At 47.1% G+C, this 20916-nt stretch carries 3 protein-coding genes (1 of these 3 only partly in view); all 3 read left to right on the top strand.

The features are described from left to right. Tightly spaced (at most 11 nt apart), the 3 genes in view from CLV51_RS13715 to CLV51_RS13725 form a layout consistent with a single transcriptional unit that may run on beyond the window. On the top strand, positions 1-4839 hold the 3' end of the coding sequence (locus CLV51_RS13715) for an SDR family NAD(P)-dependent oxidoreductase (protein ID WP_158267013.1). Its footprint begins 13110 nt before the window's first position; the window shows 4839 of its 17949 coding nt (coding positions 13111-17949); its start codon lies off the left edge, out of view; its stop codon occupies positions 4837-4839. A 10-nt stretch (positions 4840-4849) separates the two neighbouring features. Beyond that, positions 4850-10051 carry a type I polyketide synthase gene (locus tag CLV51_RS13720; protein ID WP_106528588.1) on the top strand — a complete coding sequence of 1734 codons (5202 nt, stop codon included), beginning with the start codon at positions 4850-4852 and terminating at the stop codon, positions 10049-10051. Positions 10052-10062: 11 nt separating this feature from the next. Beyond that, entirely contained in the window at positions 10063-20904 is a 10842-nt protein-coding gene (locus CLV51_RS13725; protein ID WP_106528589.1) for an SDR family NAD(P)-dependent oxidoreductase, read from the top strand. The last annotated feature ends 12 nt before the right edge of the window (positions 20905-20916 follow it).

Genomic DNA, 20916 nt, shown 5'->3' on the forward strand with positions numbered 1-20916 from the left:
AATGAAAGACTTCCTTTTGTATTTACCGGCAAGGTACCCCGCGACTTCCGCATGCAGACAGCGTTACAGCAATATGCTACGCAACTGCTGCAAAACAGTCAGTCTTTACATAACCAGCCTGGTAAATATCAGGAAACCTTATTTGCACTGGCAGAGTTGTATTGCCAGGGTTATGAATTGCCATGGCCATTGTTATACGGCGATGTGCTGCCACAACGGGTACATCTTCCCACTTATCCGTTTGCACAGGAATATTACTGGGTAACACCTGCTGTAGTAACAGCACAGGTTTCAGCAACTGCGGAACGGGTAACGGAAACGGATACACTCTTCCTGCAACCTTACTGGAAAGAACAAGCTGCGGAATCAGCAGTTACAGTTCCTGAATACGAACAGCACCTGGTTATAAGCTGTATTCCGGAAGGTATTCATGCAAAAGAAATCACTGCCCGCATACAGGAAGTACAATATATATGCTTAGCCGGAAGTATAACTGAAACGGATAAACGTTTTCAGCAACAGGCTGCACAATTATTTACCACAGTGCAGTCTTTACTCAACAGCAAGCCAAGGAAGAAGATTTTAGTGCAATTACAGATCGGAGATCAGCCGGAAGAACAATTGTCTGCCGGGTTGGCCGGTATACTGAAAACAGCCAGACTCGAAAATCCATTGTTTTACGGCCAGCTGATACGTACTTCTTCAGCTATCACAGATCCGGAAATCCTGATCAATCAATTACTGGAATGTGCACGGAATCCTTTGGATACGGATGTCCGTTATAAAGATGGGAAGCGTGAGGTGGCCGGCTGGAAAGAAATGACGATGCCGGAAAGTACACCTGCACTCCCCTGGAAGGAGGGTGGTGTATACCTGATTACCGGTGGCGCCGGTGGATTGGGTTGGATTTTTGCAGAAGAAATGGCAGTCGTGAGCAAAGGAATAACGCTTGTGCTTTGTGGACGGTCAGCACTGTCAGGAGAACAGGAGCAACGCATAACTGCGCTTGCTGCACGCGGTGTAAAAGTGCTGTATAAACAGGCAGATGTAAGTGATTTGCAACAGGCTGATAAACTGATACTGGATATACAATCTCTCTGTGGACGATTGGATGGTATCATCCATAGTGCAGGTTTGATACGGGATAATTACATCTTCAAAAAAACAACAGCAGAACTGCTGCAGGTATTATCTCCCAAAGTATCCGGATTGCTGCATATTGATGAAGCCAGCAAGCACCTGCCACTCGACTTTATTGTAGCCTTTTCTTCCGGTGCAGGTGTAATGGGTAATGCAGGGCAGGCGGACTATGCTGCTGCCAATGCTTTTATGGATGCGTATGCCCGTTACCGTGATGAACTTGTTCGTGAAGGAAAACGGTCAGGAAAAACACTTGCTATCAGCTGGCCATTATGGGAAGAAGGTGGTATGGCTGTTGATGACGCCACCCGTAATACCATCCTGCAAAAAGCAGGCATGATACCTTTGCGCCGCCAGACAGGTATTGCCGCGTTTTATAAAAGCCTCCAATATGCGCAGACGCATGTAATGATATGGGAAGGTTATCCCACCACCATGCGTGCATTTTTGCAGGACGCCGGCACAGCTGATAAAAAGCGTATACCTGTTCCCGTTATACCGGCAGCTGCCTCCTCACAGTTGCGTAGAAAAACTACTCATCAGCTGAAGCTATTGCTGGCAGAAGATATTAAACTGGATATATCCAGAATTGATGCCGCAGCGCCCCTGGAAATTTATGGTATTGATTCTTTTATCATTACCCGACTCAATCAGAAACTGGCTGTTATATTTGGTGAACTGTCCAAGACCCTGTTTTTTGAATATCAGACGCTTGATGCGCTGGCGGATTATTTTGTAACTGACCATGTACAGGTATGTATGGAGTGGACAGGACTTACTGCCGCTACCGTAGCAGAAAATATTACAACAACAACAGCATCTGACGATAGTCAAAACACATTTCATATCACTGCACCTTTATCTCCTGCACCGGTAGCTCATGCACCACAGGATGGTCCGGAACCTATTGCTATCATTGGTTTAAGCGGGCGTTATCCGCAGGCAGCCACGCTGGAAGAATACTGGAATAACCTGGCAACCGGGAAAGATTGTATTACAGAAATACCTGCCGACCGCTGGCCGGTAGATGGATTTTTTAATCCGGATGAAGCAGCAGCGATAGAACAGGGCAAGAGCTACAGTAAATGGGGCGGATTTTTAGAAGGTTTTGCTGATTTTGATCCGAAGTTTTTTAATATCTCTCCGCGGGAAGCTATTAATATGGACCCACAGGAACGCCTGTTTATTCAGGCTTGCTGGGAAGTGCTGGAAGATGCCGGATATACCAGGGAGCAACTGGCGTTAAAATATAAACACCGGGTAGGTGTATTTGCAGGCATTACAAAAACAGGTTTTGATTTATATGGACCGGAATTATGGAAAGCCGGGAAACCATTTTATCCGCATACGTCTTTCAGCTCTGTGGCCAACAGGGTTTCCTACCTGTTTAATCTCCAGGGGCCAAGTATGCCAATAGATACGATGTGTTCTTCTTCTCTGACGGCTATTCATGAGGCATGCGGACACCTGCGCTTACGGGAATGTGAACTGGCTATAGCAGGAGGGGTGAATCTCTATGTACATCCTTCCGGTTATATCGGTCTTTGTGCACAGCGTATGCTTTCTGCAGATGGACAATGCAAGAGTTTCGGAGCAGGAGGTAATGGTTTTGTACCTGGTGAAGGAGTCGGGGCAGTGCTGTTGAAACGCTTATCAGCAGCTATTGCAGACAATGATCATATTTATGGTGTAATCCGTAGCTCCGGTATTAACCATGGAGGAAAGACCAATGGTTACACAGTGCCTAACCCTGTACTCCAGGGAATGCTGATCAGGGAAACAATGGACAAAGCCGGTATAGACGCCGGAACAATCAGTTACATAGAAGCCCATGGCACCGGTACTGAGCTGGGGGACCCCATAGAGATCACGGGGCTTACACAGGCTTTCCGGCATCATACCCAGGATCAGCAGTTTTGTGCCATTGGTGCGGTGAAATCCAATATCGGACACCTGGAAGCAGCAGCCGGTATTGCTGGTATCACGAAGGTATTGCTGCAGATGAAACATGGCAAAATAGCACCAAGCCTTCACGCTGCCGTATTAAATCCTAATATCAATTTTGGCAGAACACCTTTCATCGTACAACAGGAATTGAAGGAGTGGAAACGATTAGTAGTGCATACTAACGGTGTAGAAACAACGCTTCCCAGAAGGGCTGGTATCTCTTCGTTTGGTGCCGGTGGTACCAATGCACATGTCATTATTGAAGAATATATATCCGGACAACAGCAAAAAAATACAACAGCATCATTACCTGTTATCATTCTCCTATCAGCCCGTAACGCAAACCGTTTGATAGAAATGGCCGGACGACTACTGGCCTTTGTGCGACAGGCTATTCCGGATGAAACAATGCTTGCAGATATAGCCTACACATTACAGGTGGGCAGAGAGGCAATGGAAGAACGCCTCGCCTTTACGGTGAATAATTTGCAGGAGTTGGAAGAGAAGCTGGTATTGTTCACCGGCAACGTGGAAAACACAGGTGAATTTTACCGTGGGCAGATAAAGGATGGTAAAAGCACTTTGTCCGACTTATCTGTTGAGGACGCACTGCAACCTGCTATTGAACAATGGATGCAGCAAAAGAAATATACCCGCCTGATGGAGCTCTGGATCAAAGGCTTTGTAATTGACTGGAACAGATTGTATACTGATGTAAAACGAGGGCTGATTAGTCTTCCTGCATACCCCTTTGCACGCGAGCGTTATTGGTCGCCGGATAACCTGTTAAAGGTAGCCGCTACGGCACATACACCGGTTGCACCAATTACACAACCGCTGCAGGCTGAAGCAGTGGTGCAACAGGGATTACAACCACTAACAACAACAGTAGTGGCGGAAAATATTATGCGGGATAAACCAACAGGCATTGTCTTGCGGGGGGTAGCTCAGGCCATCGTTGCTACAACACATGTTACTGCTCCGCCAGTTGTAGCTCCGTCTGTGATGCCTGCTGCTGTTATCACAACTACTATCAGCAATAAACAATTGCGGCGGGAGCTGACAGCAAGTCTGGCTGAAGCCCTGTTTATGCAGGTCGAAGATGTGGATGAAGAAAAAAACCTGGTGGATATAGGGCTGGATTCTATAGTAGGTGTGGAATGGGTAAGAGCAGTGAATAAAAAATATGGCACTGCTGTAGCAGCACTCAGGGTATATGATTATCCAACTATCCTTTTATTTGCTGCTTTCATGGAAAATGAATTAAAACAGCTGGAAAAGCCCGCAGTGGCTGGCAATGACCCTTCACTCTTTTCATTACCTCCTGAAGAGCAGCCGGTAAAGGTGGAGAAAAATATCCCGGCAGCTGCTACTATATCGTTGCCAACTGTATCCACACGTGATTTGCAGCAGGGACTGGTGATCAGTCTGGCAGAAGCATTGTTTATGCTACCCGAAGAAGTAGCGACCGATAAAAACTTTGTTGATATGGGATTGGATTCTATTGTAGGCGTAGAGTGGACCCGTGCTATCAATAAACAATATGGAACTGCATTGCCGGCAACAAAATTATATGATTATCCTACGATAGAGGAGTTAGCCCGTTATCTGGCTAAGGTGCTGCAGGATAGCCAGGCCGGAGAACAGGCTGCTGTTACCCTTTCAATGGATGATATCCTGTTAAAGGTAAAGAACGGCCACCTCGATGTGGGACAGGCAGACCAGTTGTTAAATCATCTTTTCGTAAACTAAAGTTATTCCTATGAGTGCACAAGAAGTGTTGAAAGCCTTGCAGGCAGGGGAAATAAGTATGGAGGAAGCCAGATCGGTACTGGAAAAAATGAAACGACAGGCAGCACCTTTACCGGAGATTCCTGTGAAGCAGGAAAATAAAGTGAAGTATAACGTAAACGAACCTACGTCAGATGTTTCGTACCCGGAGCGTATTGCTATTGTTGGTATGTCAGGGCGATATCCTGGTGCAGGTAATCTTCGTCAATACTGGGATAATCTGGAGAAAGGAAGGGATTGTGTACGTGAAGTGCCGGTGGACCGCTGGAATGTAAACGAGTTTTATGCACCACTTCCTTATCAGAAGGGAAAAGTATATTGTAAATGGTTAGGTGCGTTGGATGACATTGCTCTTTTTGATCCCTTGTTTTTTAGTATCACTCCGCTGGAAGCGGAAGGCATGGATCCGCAGCAACGCCTTTTTTTACAGGAAGCCTATAAGTCATTTGAGGATGCGGGCTATACCCGGCAAACTTTAAGTAATAAAAAATGTGCCGTATACCTCGGCATTATGAGCAACGAATATGGACTGTTGCAGTATAAAAGTCAGGCGGCATCTGCTAACATTACGGGCAACAGTTTTTCAATTGCTGCTGCACGTGTGGCCTATAACCTCAACCTGAAAGGCCCCGCCATTTCTATTGATACCGCCTGCTCTTCTTCCCTGGTAGCCACACATCTGGCCTGTCAGGCTTTGCTGAACAGAGAGGTGGATATGGCACTGGCAGGCGGCGTAACGCTTTATCTTACTGCTGAATCATACATGGGAATGTGCAGCGCGGGTATGCTCTCTCCGGAAGGCCGTTGCAAAACATTTGATGATAGCGCCAATGGTTTTGTGCCCGGTGAAGGAGTGGGCGCATTGGTACTAAAAAGATTAACGGATGCAGTAGCAGATAAGGATCCGGTGTATGGCGTAATCATCGGCTCCGGCATTAACCAGGACGGAAAAACAAATGGGATGACTGCACCTAGTGTTAATAGTCAGATTGAACTGGAACGGGAGATTTATGAGAGATATAAGATAGATCCGCAAAGCATCAGTTATGTGGAAATGCATGGTACCGGTACTAAACTGGGTGATCCGATTGAGCTGGAGGCTTTGTCAACTGTTTTTAAAGAGAAAACCAGCCAGCGCAACTTCTGTGCCCTGGGTTCTGTAAAAAGTAATATTGGTCATACTTCAGCAGCGGCAGGTGTAGCAAGCGTACAGAAAGTACTGTTAGCTATGCAGCATCAGCAGCTCGTACCGACCTTACATTTTTCTAAACCTAATGAACATTTTAATTTTGATGATTCCCCTTTTTATGTAAATACTTCTTTGCAACCCTGGGTATCTACTGCTGCCACTCCACGACGTGCAGCTATCAGCTCTTTCGGGTATAGTGGTACCAACGCACACCTGGTCATTGAAGAATATCAATCGCCGGCCACACCTGTTGATACAGGTGTTCCCCTGCTTTTTGTATTGTCTGCCAAAAGTGAGGAACAGCTGAAAGAATATGCAGCAGCACTTTATTTGCAGGTAAGCGCACAGGAAGATATTGTGTTGTCAGATATCGCCTGGACATTGCAAACAGGGCGCCAGTCAATGGAATACCGCATGGCTTTTGTTGCTGATACAAAACCGGCTTTGCTGACATCACTATTGACATTTACGGAGCAAGCCACTTACGCCAGTATTATGACAGGTAAGGTGGGTAAAAAGATAGAAGAAGAGGAGGAGCATATAAAACCATTGCTGGAAACATGGTTGCAGAAAAAAGAATTGCTGAAGCTGGCAGCCTTGTGGATAAGGGGTTTGACGATCGACTGGAACAGATTGTATCAGGAAGTAAAACCCCGCAGAATTAGTTTACCTACTTATCCGTTTGCCCGTGAACGATACTGGGTGCCGGATGTGGCAGTCAGCCAAACGACCGATGAACCACTACGTGCAGGGCTAAACGAAACAGCTTCCCGCCGTAGTTATTTTCTGGAAAAACAATGGGAGCCCGCACCGGCAACCACATCAGGTAAAACAAACGGACCGGTATTAATATTGTCAGACAGTTCAGCTAAAACGCTGGCAGGCCTGGTTGGTGCTCATTTCCCCGGCAGCGATATCTTTTATATAGATGAAGATCAGTTGCCCGTTGTTTTGCAGAAAGTTTACAGCGGTTGTATAAACCTGTTAGGATGCGGAACGATATCCGATCAGGATCTTAGCTGGTTACCCCCATTGCAGCAACTGATAGAACAGGGTGGTGCCGGCTTGCTGCTGCTGGCAGTGAGCCGTGGGCTGGAATCAGCGGAAGTGTCCCTGCAACAGTTAAGTGGCGCCTTGTCAGCAGGATTGTTCCGGATGCTGCAAAATGAATATCGTCAGTTACGTTCGCGTCATATGGATGTAGCCATAATGATAGATGATGTTACACTGGCATCACTGATCGTATCAGAATACAACCAGGAAAGCCGGGAACCGGAGATCGTGTACCGGCAGGATGGTCAGCGGTATCGTGCATTGTTGTCAGCACTTACGTTGCCGGCGGCAACTGCCGGAACTAAAGTGCAGTTTGGCCCGGAGGAAGTATTACTGATCACAGGAGGAACACGTGGAATCGGTGCCTTATGTGCAGTTCATTTTGTAAAAAATTATGCTGTTAAACGGTTGGTGTTGTGTGGACGGGAACCTTTACCGGCCAGGGATACATGGCATACTTATACAACAGATAGTATTACCGGAATTAAAATAGCAGGCATTCAGGCGTTGGAAGCGCTGGGTGCGCAGGTGGAAGTACTGACAGTACCGCTCACCGACAAGGCTGCATTTGTACAGGCTTTGTCAGCAATAACGTCCAAAATGGGTCCTGTAAAGGGCATCATTCATAGTGCCGGTATGACGGACCCACATAATCCTGCGTTTATCCGTAAACGTATGACTGACATATCCGCTGTATTGGCACCAAAAGTAGCAGGACTAAATGTGCTGTATGAAATTTTTAAAGCGCAACCGCTGCATTGTTTTGTATTGTTCTCTTCTGTATCTGCAGCCATGCCCGTGTTGGGAGCCGGTCAGAGTGATTATGTAATGGGCAATGCCTATATGGACTACTTCAGCAGTGCGCACAGGAGTGCTTGTCCATTGATCAGTATACAGTGGCCCAGCTGGGAGGAAACAGGTATGGGAGCTGTGAAAGGCGGCGTATATGCAGCAACAGGTTTACACACGTTGCTGAATGAAGAAGGTGTTGGTTTACTGGACCAGGTACTGGCCAGTGGCCGTAGAGGTGTATTGCTGGCCGCAGTGGCAGATCCTGCAGTATTTAATCCTGCAATCCCGCCGGATAACTATCTGTTAGTACCGGAAACGGCACCTTCCCGTGCCGCTGTAATTACGGAAAATAATCATTCTTTACTGGCAGATGTACGTCAATGGTTACTGGAATTGTTTGGCCGGGAGCTGAGAATACCAATAGAAAAGCTGGACGCGGACACTCCATTCCAGGACTACGGTGTCGATTCCATTTTGCTCGCACAGCTGTTGCGTCAGATCAATAAAGAAATACCGGAAGCGCTGGATCCATCCTTATTGTTTGAATACCCTTCTTTGTCTTCACTGTCTGTATGGTTGACGTCACATTATGGTGCGGTCTTATCTGCGGTGGTTAAAAATACGGTTGCAGCAAATAAACGTATACCCGTTGAAGTTATCTCTGCCGGCACCACTGTAAAAACAGAAAATATAGTAGCGGCGCCGGTTAATAGCCACGACAATGATATAGCGGTAATAGGTATGTCATGCAGGTTTGCAGGTGCAGTTAATCTGGATGCTTACTGGAAACTGCTGTCAGAAGGCCGCAGTGGCCTGAGTGCTCTTTCCGGTCCGGAATGGAATGCCGGAAATTCGCCGGTATATGGAGGCTTACTGGAGGATAAGGGTTTATTTGATCCGGCCTTCTTTTTATTGCCTGCATCAGATGTACCGGCAATGGATCCTCAGGCGCTGATTGTGCTGGAAGAAAGTTTGCTTGCATTGTGCCATGCAGGTTATAGTCATACAGCACTGAAAGGCCAGCCGGTAGGTGTATATATGGGAGGTCGCAGCCAGCATCAGCCATCGGTCGCTGATTTGTTATCTGCACGCAATCCTATAGTAGCAGTAGGGCAGAATTATCTGGCAGCCAATGTGAGTCATTTTTTTGACTTGCGGGGCCCTGCGGTAGTGGTGGACACAGCATGTTCTTCCTCATTGGTAGCCTTGCATATGGCCGCGCAGGCATTGCAAACAGGAGAGATCAGGGCGGCGCTGGTTGGCGGGGTTAGCCTGTTGCAGCCAGGAGGCGCCATGGAGTTATTTCAGCAGCGTGGCTTGTTAAACCGTGGAAACGCCTTTCATGTTTTTGATGCGCGTGCGTCCGGCGTGTTATTATCAGAAGGCGCCGGCATGCTGGTGGTAAAACGGCTGGCGGATGCGCAGGCAGCAGGAGACCGCGTTTACGGCGTAATAAAATCAGTAGCCGTGAATAATGATGGCCGCACGGCAGGCCCGGCCAGTCCGAACCTGCAGGCACAGAAGGAGGTGATGTTGCAGGGACTTATACGCAGCGGGTATCAGCCGGGTGATATCAGTTATATAGAAGCCAATGGCTCCGGTTCAGCAGTGACGGATCTGCTGGAGCTGAAAGCAATAGAAGAAGTATACCGCAGTGCTAAAGGTGCCACCTGTATGCTCGGCAGTATCAAACCCAATATAGGTCATCCTTTGTGTGCAGAAGGAATGGCCGGATTGATCAAGGTATTGCTGATGCTGCATCATAAAGAAATAGTACCGTTTTTATCCGGCCAGCAACCTATGCTGCACTACGATATCGGTCATTCGCCATTCAGTTTTTGCCGCGAGCGTACTTCATGGGATATTTCCCCGGCAGTGGCAGGCATCAATTGTTTTGCTGATGGTGGTACCAACGTACACGTAATTGTTAGTGCGGCACCGGCTGCAAATACGGATGGTGTTACCCGGAATCCTTTACCCTTACCGCTCATGCAACGCAGGCCGGTAAGGAACAGTGTAGTAACTCCTCACGTAAAAGCATATACGGAGAAAAATACAATGTCACAAGATTCCGTCAGGGTTACCAGCGCCTGGAAAAAAACAGCATCCGTGGAAAAGATTGCTTCTCTCCGTAATTAAAAAAAAGAACCATGAAAGATCAATTGCTTATAAATATTCATCATCCCATATTAGGTGATCACCGCGTTTACGGACAGGCTTTATTACCAGGATTGGCTTATATCGATCTGTTGTATCAGTTCTTCCGGGAACAGGGATTTGATTATACCAGTCTGGAATTACAACATCTCAGTATTTACCACCCGCTGATGGTGACTGCCGAAACAGCGGTGTTGCTGGATATTATCTGCACAGAAAAAAAAGCAGGTCAGTGGCACGTGCTGGTGGAAGGCAGAGAAGAGCGGAACGGTGATGTGTCGGAAGATCGGAAACGTTATGTTACAGCTGTCATGCAGGAAACATTACCGATAGTATTTACAGACACGTTGGATATACCCGCACAACTGCAAACAGCCGATGCGCCGGTGCAGCTGGAAGATATTTATGCGGCCTGCAGGATGCGTGATATGGTACATACCGGCTTCATGAAAGCAGATGGAAAAATTTATTCCGCAGGTTCCGTTACAGTCATGGAAATAGCGGTTGGAGCAGCAGCATTACCAACTGTAACAGACTATATGTTTCATCCGGTGTTGATAGATGGAAGCGGGGCGGGAAGCGCCTTACTTTTTGCGCCGCTTATGAACGGCGAAGAACGTTTATTCCTTCCCTTATCATATGGCCCTTTTCGCGCTGCTGCGTTGTTGGAAGACAAATGTTTTACGCGTATATATACATCGTCTGTACAGCGAAAGGAAGAATTATTGAGTCTTACCATGGAGTTTTTTAATGCTGCGGGCCAAAAGGTGGCAGAGCTGCGGAACTTCACCAATAAACTGGTACGGGAGCCGGGAACTATCCAACAGCCGGCTAAAGCGGTTACTGTTAACATGCCCCCGGTGGAAGATATTTATACAGAAGTAGCAAACTATTTACGTTTTTTACTGGCAGAGCGGCTACAGCGGCCTGAGCATCTTATTGATGTGCAGATGGGATATTACGAAATGGGGCTGGACTCTCCCGGCCTGCTGGAGCTGGTACAGGCCATTGAAAAGAAAACAGATACCCTGCTGGCGCCTACACTTTTATTTGAATATACCTCTGTTGCCGCGCTTGCCGCTTATCTGGTACAACATTACAGCCATTGTTTCGGACAACAAAAGGTTGCATTGCCATCATCTGTTGCTGTTCCGGATTTATTGCAGCCTGTTGCGGATAATCGTATAGCCGATACTGTTAGGAAAGAGCATTTAACTGAAACAACAGATATAGCTGTCATTGGTCTGGCAGGACGTTTCCCCGGAGCAGATAACATACAGGCGTTCTGGGAAAATCTTGTAAACGGAAAAGATTGTATCACGGAAGTTCCGTCATCACGTTGGAATTGGCGGCAGCATGAAGGAGTATTATCTCCTTCCGGAAAAAACATATCCAGGTGGGGAGGATTTATTTCAGACCCGGCTTGTTTTGATCCGGTCTTTTTCAGGATCTCTCCCAGAGAAGCAGAGATCATGGATCCGCAGGAACGCCTTTTTCTGGAAGTATGTTGGGAAACAATGGAGGATGCCGGTTATACGCCGGAAACATTGGGAGGAACCGCGAAACACGATAAAAGAAATAAGGTGGGTGTGTTTGTAGGGGTAATGCATAAAGATTATGCATTGATTGGTGCAGAGGCGATGGCTGCAGGAGCTAAATTTCCTTTGTCACTCAATTATGCACCTATCGCCAACCGCGTTTCCTACTGCTGTAATTTTCACGGACCCAGTATGGCCATTGATACAGTTTGTTCTTCTTCTCTGACAGCATTGCATCAGGCACTGGAAAGTATCAGGCATGGCGAAAGTGAAGTGGCACTTGCCGGAGGTGTTAATCTTTCCCTGCATCCGGGGAAATATTTATCTTATGGATTAACGGATATGCATTCCAGTGATGGTTATTGCCACACCTTTGGTAAAAACGGAGATGGATATGTTTCAGGAGAATGTGTAGCAGCAGTATTATTAAAACCATTACATAAAGCTGTTGCAGATCACGATAATATCTATGCCGTGATAAAGGGTAGCAGCATTAATCACGGTGGAGCGGCCAGTGGTATTACCGTTCCAAATCCGGCTGCACAGGCAGATATGATTCTTTCCTGTCTGGAAAAAACAGGTATTCATCCCCGTACCATTTCTTATGTGGAAGCACATGGTACCGGCACATCCCTCGGCGACCCCATTGAAATACAGGGATTGGTAAAGGCTTACCGGCAACATACCACTGATACGCAATATTGTGCGATTGGCTCCGTAAAATCGAATATAGGCCATGCAGAAGCAGCAGCAGGTATCTCAGGATTGTCTAAAGTGCTGTTACAGCTTCAGCGTAAAACACTGGTACCTTCTCTGCATGCCATTGAACAGAATCCATATATTGATTTTACAGCTTCCCCATTTTATGTACAACAGGAAACTACATCATGGCAGCAACCGGAGATACCAGGTGCAAGTGGTAGTGTAACTTGTCCGCGCCGTGCTGCTGTTAGTTCTTTTGGGGCTACAGGTGCCAATGCACATGTGATCCTGGAAGAATATATACCTGCCGTTTCATCAGCCACCGCACCTGTTCCCGGCCGTCAGTTCATAGTTCCATTATCGGCAAAGAATAAGGAAAGGCTGATGGCTTATGCGGAAAAACTGTTGCACACACTACAGGCAGCCGCATCACAACCAACAGCAATATCACCGGCTGATCTTGCGTTTACTTTCCAAACAGGGAGGAAAACACTGGAATACAGGGTAGCATTTATCATACAGGATATTCCTGATCTGATTGACAAACTCCGGGCCTATACTATCGGCGGCACAGGCAGTGCTGTTTACTGCGAAGGGCAGGTGAAAAATTATCAGGATACGGTAAGCATTTTTTCGGGAGATGATGATTCGGGCGACCTTATTATGAAATGGCTGAAGAAAGGCCAGCTGAAAAAGATAGCATCGTTGTGGGTAAGAGGTCTCGATATCAACTGGCTGCTGATGTACAGCACGGCTATTCCACAGCGTATCAGTCTGCCTACTTATCCGTTTGCCCATGAACGTTACTGGATACCGGAAAATGAACAGTTAACACAAGTATCATCCCGGCATACAAAGGAATTTATTCATCCGTTATTACATCAGAATACTTCAGATCTTTCAGAACAACGTTTTACTACTCATTTCAGCGGGAATGAGTTTTTCCTGGCAGATCATGTGATACAGGGCAGGCGCATACTACCGGGGGTAGCTTACCTTGAAATGGCCCGCGCGGCAGTGGTATACGCTGCTGGCCGGGAACGGCCCGCAGGATCATCTGTGATGTTTAAAAATATAGCCTGGATTGTACCACTGGATGTTACAGATCAGCCCATGGAGGTACACACGGGTATTTATCCGGAAGATAATGGTGAAATATCATTTGAAATATATACCGGCATAGCGGATGATAAGGATACCATTACCACACATTCACAAGGCCGCGCAGTATTTATCGCAACACCGGAAGCATCTCTCTTGGACATCACCGCGCTGAAGGCACGCTGTACAAAACATCAGTTAACTGCTGCTGCTTTTTATGAAATTTTTAGTGCTGCCGGTTTTACTTACGGGCCGGGGCATCGGGGTGTGGAAACTGTTTATATAGGCACAGGCGAAGTGCTGGCAGTATTATCGATGCCATCGGTTATTGCGGCTACACAGCACGAATACACGCTGCATCCGGCTCTGCTGGATTCGGCATTGCAGGCATCTGCTGCCTTGCTGTTCGGTACTTCAGATAAGAGCCGGCCACCAGCCCTGCCTTTTGCGCTGGAATCACTGGAGATTTATGACGATTGTGCAGACATTAAATGGGCGTATATCCGTTCACGTGATACCGGTTCCTTGCAGCAATCAGATATTTATCTGTGCAATGACGAAGGGAAAATATGTGTAAGTCTCAAAGGGTTGTCTGCCCGTACGATCGATAACAATGCGGTCGCAGCAAACAATACCCTGCTTTCCCTGCCTTACTGGAAAGAACAGCCGCCAGTCCTGAATGTAGCCCCACCGGATTATGAACAACATATTATCATCTCCTGTGGTTTAAATCATTTTTCCAGGGAAGATATGCTAAACCGCATGCCCGGAGCAGATTACCAGCTGTTGATTGCAGATGCTGCTACTACAGATCCGTATTTTTCGCAGTATGCTTCCCAGCTTTTTAACATCATTCAATCTTTATTCCATAAACGACCTGCAAAAAAAATATTAGTGCAGCTGCTGATCGGAGATCAACCCGAACAACAATTATACACCGGTCTTTCAGGTATATTGAAAACAGCCCGCCTGGAAAATCCACTATTGATCGGACAGGTGATCAGCCTCCCAGCGGCAACAGCTATTGCAACACTTGTAAATAACCTGGAAGCGTGCGCACAATGTCCTGCAGATGCTGATATCAGCTATGTAGATGGAAAGCGCCGGATAGCGGCATGGGAAACCCTTGTAGCTCCGGAAGAGGCGCCAGCATTGCCCTGGAAGGATGATGGGGTATACCTGATTACCGGTGGCGCTGGCGGATTGGGATGGCTGTTTGCTAAAGAAATTGCTGCCAGTTCCCAAAATGTTACGCTTATTTTATGCGGGCGTACTGTTTTATCGCCGGTGAAGGAAGAGCAGTTGTTGTCCTTTGCTGCCAAGGCGACTAAAATAATCTACAAACAAACGGATATCTGTAATCCGGAGGAGTGTACCCGCCTGATACAATTTATTGAAACTACTTTTGGCCATCTGAATGGTATTATTCATAGCGCAGGTGTGCTTCGTGACAGTTTTATCCTCAGGAAAACCACTACTGAATTTCAGGAAGTGCTCGCAGCCAAAGTAACCGGATTGCTTAATCTGGATGACGCCACCAAACATTTGTCACTGGATCTTTTTGTGTTCTTCTCTTCAGGTACTGCTGTAACAGGTAATATAGGACAGGCGGATTATGCTGCTGCCAATGCGTTCATGGATGCGTATGCCCGTTACCGTGATGAACTCCGCATCGCCGGTAAAAGACAGGGGAAAACATTGTCAGTTAACTGGCCCTTATGGAAAGAAGGCGGTATGCAGGTGGATGAAGACAAAGAAAAGAAATGGAAACAGGATCTGGGTATTGTGGCCATGGAAACCAGTCATGGTATGCAGGCTTTTTACAGGTCGCTGCAAACAGGAAACACACAGGTAATGGTAATGGCCGGTGATCTGCAAAAAATCCGGGCAGCGGTACAACAGCAAACGCAACCCGCTACGGAGGTTGCGGTAAAAACCGTTACCGGCAATGCCCCACAGGATCTCAACGAAAAAGCTATCCTGTATTTTAAAAAGCTATTATCATCTGTCATAAAATTACCCGCAGCTGCAATAGATGCAGATGCCCCTATGGAAGATTATGGGATTGATTCAATAATGGTCATGAAGCTGACCAATCATCTGGAACAAACATTCGGTTCTTTATCCAAAACATTATTTTTTGAATATCAGAATATCCGTGAACTGACAACCTATTTTCTTAATAGTCATCCGGCACAGTTGTCAGCACAGCTTGCACCTGATGATAACGTAAAAGCACCTACGGAGTTGCCGGAATATACGCCCCCTGCGCCTGCCAGCCAGTTGCCGGAAAAGCTTCCCAACAGGCGGGCACGCTTTACTGCAGCACCGGTGGCCCCCAAAGAAGAAAATAAAGTCACAGCGCCTGATATTGCCATCATAGGTTTGGCCGGACGTTATCCACAGGCTGATAATATCCGTCAGTTCTGGCAAAATCTGGTAGATGGTAAAGATTGTATCACGGAAATTCCGGAAGATCGCTGGGATTATCGTTTGTACTTTGATGCGGATAAAGACAAACCCGGAAAAACATACAGTAAGTGGGGCGGTTTTATTAACGGCGTAGATCAGTTTGACCCGTTATTTTTTAATATCTCTCCCAGGGAGGCGGAAATGATAGATCCCCAGGAAAGATTATTTCTGCAATGTGTGTATGAAACATTGGAAGATGCAGGTTATACGCGCGAAACACTGGCTGCACAACAGCGTAGTGCCGGTGTGTTTGTGGGAGTAATGTATGAGGAGTACCAACTGTATGGTGCACAACTCACCGCAATGGGCTATCCGCTGGCTATCCCGGGCAATCCTTCTTCTATTGCCAACAGGGTATCTTATTATTGCAACTTCCATGGTCCCAGTATGGCAATTGATACGATGTGTTCTTCTTCTCTGACAGCACTTCATCTGGCCTGCCAGAGTATTAAGCAGGGGGAATGTGAAGTAGCCATCGCCGGTGGTGTTAATGTTTCTGTTCATCCCAATAAATACCTGATGCTGGGGCAGGGGAAATTTGTATCGGGCAAAGGGAAATGTGAAAGTTTTGGAGAAGGAGGAGACGGATATGTACCCGGAGAAGGAGTAGGTGCGGTGTTGTTAAAAACACTGGATAAGGCGATTGCAGATAATGATCACATATATGGTGTTATCAGGGCCTCAGCTGTTAATCATGGTGGTAAAACCAATGGTTATACCGTCCCTAATCCAAATGCACAGGCAGCGGTGATCAAACATGCTTTAACATCAGCGGGGATCAATGCCCGTATGATCAGTTATATTGAAGCACATGGAACAGGTACTTCATTGGGAGATCCGATTGAGATAGCAGGACTGAGCAAAGCATTTCGCAGTGATACCTCCGATACGCAGTTCTGTGCGATTGGTGCAGCCAAGTCAAATATTGGTCATTGCGAAAGCGCAGCAGGTATTGCAGGACTTACAAAAGTATTATTGCAAATGCAGCACCGGCAGTTAGTACGCTCGCTGCATTCCACCACATTGAATCCCAACATCAATTTTAATAACACGCCGTTTTTTGTGCAGCAAACCTGCAACACATGGGAACGTCCGTTGATAAATATAAACGATACTACGAAGGAGTATCCCCGCCTGGCTGGTATATCTGCATTCGGGGCTGGTGGCAGTAATGCGCATGTTATTGTGGAAGAATATATTCCTGCCCAACCATCAAACCTCCCTATAGCATTACCTCCTGTTATTATACTGTTATCTGCCAGAAATGAGATACAGCTACGGCAACAGGTAGTTCAACTACTGGAAGTCATCCGCGAGGGAGATCTTACAGCGGAAGAACTTCCTGGCATTGCTTATACATTGCAAACCGGAAGGGATGCCATGGAAGAGCGTATAGCCTTTATCGTTAGTTCCATGCAGATCCTGGAGGATGTACTGGCCGGATATCTGGCAGGAAAAGATACACCGGAACGGTTTTATCAGGGTAAAACCAAAGGCAATAAGGAAACATTCTCTGTTTTTACTGCTGATGAGGATATGCAGGATACGCTTGATACCTGGATCAAAAAAGGCAAATATGAAAAACTGCTGGAGCTGTGGGTGAAAGGGCTGACTTTCAACTGGAACAGGTTGTATAGTGATGTAAAACCACGTAAGGTTAGTCTGCCTGCTTATCCGTTTGCCCGTGAACGTTACTGGATTCCTGATGCGATAGCTAAAGTTACTGCGGCGCCTGTACCACGTGAAGGACTACACGAAGCAGGAGCTGCTTTACGCCACAATTATTTCCTGGAAAAGCAATGGGAGGCTGCACCGGCAAATGCAGGCATTCATGCCGGCGGGCCTGTGTTAGTACTGTCGGATAACTCAACTGAAACGCTGGCAAAGCTGGTTGCAGCTTATTTCCCTGGCAGTGATATTTTAAATACAGATAAAGGTCCGTTACCGGCTGTTTTGCAGCAACCATACAGTGGTTGTATAAATTTATTGGGCTGCGGAACGGCGTGTGCACAGGACCTTGGCTGGTTGCCATTGTTACAGCAACTGATAGAGCGGGATAATGGCGCAGGATTGATGCTCCTGGCAGTGAGCCGGGGGCTGGAATCGCAGGAAGGACCCTCGCAGCAACTGAGCGGAGCCTTATCAGCAGGATTGTTCCGGATGTTACAGCATGAATACCGTCAGTTACGTTCGCGTCATATGGATGCAGCGATGTTCATTGATGAAGTAACGCTGGCATCTCTTATTGCAACAGAATATAATATAGATAGTAAGGAGTCCGAAGTAATTTACCGGCATGATCAACAGCGCTACAGCGCGGTGTTATCAGCACTTACGTTACCAGCCGGAAGTACTTTGCAGTTTGGTCCTGAAGAGGTGCTGCTGATCACGGGAGGTACCCGTGGACTGGGCGCATTGTTTGCCACACATTTTGTAAAACATTACGGCGTTAAACGGCTTGTATTATGCGGACGTGAACAATTACCCGCCAGAGATACATGGTATAACTATGCCCCGGATAGTATGGATGGTTTAAGGATAGCAGGTTTGTTGGCTTTGGAAGCATTGGGTGCACAGGTGGAAATACTGACGGTTCCATTAACAGATAAAGCTGCATTTGCGCAGGCATTAGCAGCAACAGTATCACGGCTGGGCGCTGTGCGGGGTGTTATCCATAGTGCCGGTATGATGGACATACAAAATCCTGCGTTTATCCGTAAACGTATGACTGAAATAGCAGCCGTATTGTCTCCGAAAGTAGGCGGACTGGATACCCTCTACGAAATTTTTAAAGATCAGCCTTTACATTGTTTTGTGTTGTTCTCTTCCGTGTCAGCAGCACTTCCGGTGCTGGCTGCCGGTCAGAGTGATTATGTGATGGGTAATGCCTATATGGACTATCTGAGCAGTGCACATACCGGTCCTTGTCCGATGATCAGTATTCAGTGGCCCAGCTGGAAGGAAACAGGTATGGGAGAAGTGAAAGGAGGTGCGTATGCAGCCACAGGTTTACATACGTTACTGAATGAAGAAGGTACCGGGTTATTGGATCAGGTGCTGGCAAGTGGTCGCAGCGGAGCATTGTTGGCAGCAGTGGCAGATCCGGCGGTGTTTGATCCCGCCCGTTTGCTGTCAGCATTGCCGGTTACTACACTCCACGCTGGTAAGACGGTTACATCTACCAACAGTGACCATTCCTTATTGCAGGATGTGCTGCAATGGTTACTGGAGTTATTTGGCCGGGAGTTAAAAATACCTGTAGAAAAACTGGATACTGACACACCTTTCCAGGACTACGGCGTAGATTCTATTTTGCTGGCCCAGCTATTACGCCAGATAAATAAAGGTATACCGGAAACGCTGGACCCGTCTTTGTTGTTTGAATATCCTTCTTTGTCTTCTCTGTCTGTGTGGCTGGAATCACATCATGGAGCGGCGTTATCAGCAGTACTCAAAAAAGGAATAGCGGAAGATAATCGTATGCCCGTTACAGTTATCCCTGTCAATATTCCTGTAAAAACCGAAAAAAATATCCCCGGTGGAATGCCGTTGCCGGTATTGCCGAAGCCGGATAACAGTTATGACAAAGATATTGCTGTCATAGGTATGTCGTGCCGGTTTGCTGGTGCACCTGACCTGGATGCTTACTGGAAGTTGTTATCAGAAGGCCGGAGTGGACTGAGTGCACTTTCCGGTGCGGAGTGGAATGGGGGAGGTGCGCCGGTATATGGCGGATTGCTGGAAGATAAAGACATATTCGACCCGGCCTTCTTTTTATTGCCGGAAGCTGATGTTGCAGCTATGGATCCTCAGGCGTTGATAGTGCTGGAGGAAAGCCTGCGGGCGTTGTACCATGCAGGTTATCATCACAATGAACTGAAAGGTCAGCCAATAGGTGTGTACCTGGGAGGCCGCAGCCAGCATCAGCCATCGGTGGCAGATCTGTTATCAGCGCGTAACCCTATAGTAGCGGTAGGACAGAATTATCTGGCAGCCAATGTGAGTCATTTTTTTGATTTGCGCGGTCCTGGTGTTGTAGTGGATACTGCTTGTTCTTCTTCACTTGTAGCGCTACATATGGCCGCTCAGGCTTTGCAAACGGGAGATATCTCAGCAGCGCTGGTAGGAGGAGTAAGTTTGTTGCAGCCAGGAGGCGCCATGGAGTTATTTCAGCAGCGTGGCTTAATAAATCCGGGTAATGCCTTTCATGTTTTTGATGCACGGGCGTCTGGTGTATTGTTGTCAGAAGGGGCAGGCATGCTGGTGGTAAAACGGCTGGCAGATGCACAGGCGGCAGGAGATCAGATTTACGGTGTAATAAAATCAGTTGCCGTAAATAATGATGGCCGTACGGCAGGTCCTGCCAGTCCTAGTTTGCAGGCACAGAAGGCGGTGATGTTACAGGGACTTGTACGCAGTGGTTACCAACCCGGGGACATCAGTTATATGGAAGCCAATGGCTCCGGCTCGGCAGTAACGGACTTGCTGGAACTGAAAGCCATAGAAGATGTATATCGCAAAAACAGCACAAAAGCATGTGTGCTGGGCAGCATCAAGCCCAATATTGGACATCCCTTATGTGCAGAAGGAATGGCAGGATTGATTAAGGTGCTGCTGATGCTGCATCATGGTGAGATGGTACCTTTTTTATCAGGTCAGCAACCCATGCCGCATTATGAAATAGGTGCTTCTCCATTCAGTTTTTGCCGGGAACGTTCTTCCTGGAATGCTGATCCGGCAGTGGCAGGGATTAATTGTTTTGCCGATGGTGGTACGAATGTGCATGTAATTGTTACAAAAGGAACGACTGCCAATACCGGTAATATTTACCGGAAACCACTGTCACTGCCTGCGCTGAAACGTAATAAGATAAACAGGAAAATGCCGGCAGGGCAGCTGCAAAAAAATAGGAATGGTTCGGTGCCTGCCGGAGCAGCCGCCAATGAAATGATAGCAACAGATACTAACGGGAACGGACATATGCCGATATCACGCAAAGGGTTCTGGGAAAAAATTATTTAAGACATTTAATGC

The organism is Chitinophaga niastensis (genome assembly GCF_003014755.1).
Classification (GTDB): domain Bacteria; phylum Bacteroidota; class Bacteroidia; order Chitinophagales; family Chitinophagaceae; genus Chitinophaga; species Chitinophaga niastensis.

Bases quoted from the DNA above. Each gene is read 5' to 3' on its own strand.
- CLV51_RS13725 (WP_106528589.1), top strand. From the start codon at position 10,063: ATGAAAGATCAATTGCTTATAAATATTCATCATCCCATATTAGGTGAT.
- CLV51_RS13720 (WP_106528588.1), top strand. From the start codon at position 4,850: ATGAGTGCACAAGAAGTGTTGAAAGCCTTGCAGGCAGGGGAAATAAGT.